Source organism: Streptomyces sp. AC627_RSS907 (assembly GCF_019049165.1).
Genome location: NZ_JAGMUE010000551.1, coordinates 1 through 718, shown reverse-complemented (window position 1 = coordinate 718; position 718 = coordinate 1). Strand labels below are relative to the sequence as shown.

The window sequence follows — 718 nt, the reverse complement described above, 5'->3', positions numbered from 1 at the left end:
GCCGGCCGGCTGGCCCAGTTCACGGACCCGACGGGCGCCGATTTCGCCATCTGGCAGCCCGGCGACACCAGGGGCATCGACGCCGTCAACGTGCCCAACACGCTGTGCTGGTCCGAGCTGCACACGACGGACGCGCAGGCCGCGGTCGACTTCTACCGCCAGGTGTTCGGCTGGGAGGCCGAGCGGACGCCGATGGCGGAGGTCGACTACACGGTCGTCTCGCCGCCGGGCGGCGGCCGGGACGCCGCGCACGGCGGCATCATGCAGTTCCCGCCGCAGGTCGAGGTGGGGGAGCTGCGCTCGCAGTGGTACCCGTACTTCGAGGTCGAGGACTGCGACGTGGCCGTGTCCGCCGCCGTCCACCACGGCGGCACCGCCCTGACCGCCACGGACGACGCCCCGGGCCTGGGCCGGATGTCCATGGTTCTCGACCCGTTCGGCGCGCAGTTCGCGCTGATCACGAGCGAGGCGGGGTGAGGCTGTCGGGGTACGGGGCCGCGGCCCGCCACCCGGGGCCGCTCGCCCCCCAGCCGCCACCAGCGGCCACCCGTCATCGGCGGCCACCCGCCACCGGCGGTGCCCCGCCGATCGGCCGATCCGCCCGCCGCCCGCCGCCCGCCAACCGTCAGAACGCGCACCGTCAGGAGCGGGCGCTCACTCCTCCACCGTGGCCTCGAAGAGCGCGGTGCAGCCGTGCACCGTGAGGGGGAAGTCGGCG

At 75.2% G+C, this 718-nt stretch carries 1 protein-coding gene; it reads left to right on the top strand.

Features of this window, described 5'->3' with window-relative positions:
• Nucleotides 1-477: VOC family protein (locus KUM32_RS37005; protein WP_217146252.1), on the top strand; the 477-nt coding region annotated here is incomplete at its 5' end.
• Nucleotides 478-718 lie beyond the last annotated feature (241 nt).